The sequence below is a fragment of the Opitutus sp. sgz309028 genome, assembly GCF_059821195.1.
The window spans coordinates 1-1,585 of record NZ_JCAMRR010000011.1 but is presented as its reverse complement, the minus strand read 5'-3'; the positions used below and the strand labels follow the sequence as shown (position 1 = coordinate 1,585).

General features: G+C 64.0%; 2 protein-coding genes. Both read right to left on the bottom strand.

The features are described from left to right. Positions 1 to 1,295, bottom strand: a 1,295-nt coding sequence (gene tnpC / locus AC6RV7_RS21100; RefSeq protein WP_500096188.1) for an IS66 family transposase, incomplete at its 3' end; no start/stop codon positions are given. A gap of 60 nt (positions 1,296 to 1,355) precedes the next feature. Then, positions 1,356 to 1,585, bottom strand: a 230-nt coding sequence (gene tnpB / locus AC6RV7_RS21095; RefSeq protein WP_500096187.1) for an IS66 family insertion sequence element accessory protein TnpB, incomplete at its 5' end; no start/stop codon positions are given.

Here is a 1,585-nt window from a genome sequence, read left to right as displayed (position 1 = left end):
AACAACCAGTTCTTCTTCCCGATGGCGGAAGGACGGATCGCGTTTTCGACGAGGTTGTTGTCGAGGCGCGTGAACGGGTGCTGTTGATGCGCGACGAGCGCGTCCCAGTGATCGATGAGATACGAACACGCTTTGCCGACGAGCGAGCGCGGCAACACCTGCGAGCGCAGTCCGACCGCGACACGGCGCAGCCAGTAGAGCGGTCGGGCAAAGTGCTCGTGCCGCAGCGCGGCACGGGCATCGCCGACCTGCGCCTCGTCCCACTCGCGTTCGAGCTGGTAGAGTTGTCCGATCAAGCGCAGCACCAGTTGCACGGCTTTCGGTTTCTCGCCGAGGGCCTCGAAGAAGCGCCGCCTGGCATGCGCCCAGCAGCCGACCCATGCAACGCCCTCGTGCGAACGCACGTAGCTCGGATACGCGGAGTAAGCATCCGACTGGAGCACGCCTTTAAATCCGTCGATGAGCGACGTGAGTTCGCCGTGACGACGCGACAGTCGCCAATCGAAGACCACGTCGGCGCCGGGCCGACTGATGACCCACAGGTAACCTTGAGTTGTCCCGCCACGTTTTTCGTCCGGATCGTTGCAACGCACCGGCGTCTCGTCGGCTTGCAGGTAGTCGCCGGCCAGGAGCCCGCGATGCATCTGCCGATAAATCGGCGCGAGCCATTCCGCGGTGACTTCGATCCAGTCGCTCATCGTGCGGCGGCTGATCTGCGCGCCCCAACGCTGCGACATCTGCTCCAACCGATACAGCGGCAGGTGGTGCACGTATTTGCTGATCGCGATCCACGCCAGCAATCCGGCCGACGCATAACCACCCGACACGGGACGCGGCGCCGCAGGTGCCACCAGCGGCGGACGAGCCCGATCCAGTTTATGCCGGAACTTCGGCCGCACGATCTCACGCTTCACCAGCTTCGGCTCGATCACGTCGACCTCAAAGGTGCGTTCTTCGCCGATCCGCTCATAAAGCTCCGGCTCCTGTTTCACCGGCTCGGGCACGATCTCGATCGTCTCGACGACCGGCAGCTTCGCGAAGGTCTCCGCCGGCACGCGGCGCGGCTCCTTCGCCGGCTTCGCGCGTTCATACGTGATCGTTTCCACGCGCCGCTCGGCCTTCGCCGCCAGCTGTTCGAGTTCCTCGAGCTGGAAGCGCAACTGCGCACGATCGAGCTTCTCGCTTTTGCCCGGTCCGAACAACTGCTGTTTCAGCCACTCGATCTGCGCGCGCAACGCCGCGTTCTCCTCGCGCAGGAGCTGGACTTCCTCAGGGCTGGCGGCGGCGGCGCTCACGTTGCGCGCTTACGAAAAAACTTCGCCCCAAGTGTTCCCGCTGATCAGCAGGATTTTGTATCACGAACGTTCATACCACGGCTTCAGCGAACCGCGCTTCAACTCCACTCCGCCGACCAGCAGCGCCAACGCTTCGGGTGCGAGCGACAGCTTCGTGCGCGCATCGCTCGCCGCCGGCCAGGAGAACCGGCCTTCTTCGAGCCGCTTGGCCAAGACCCACACGCCCGTGCCGTCCCAATACAAAAGCTTCAACCGTGTGCGCTCGCGATTGATGAACGCGAACACCGCGC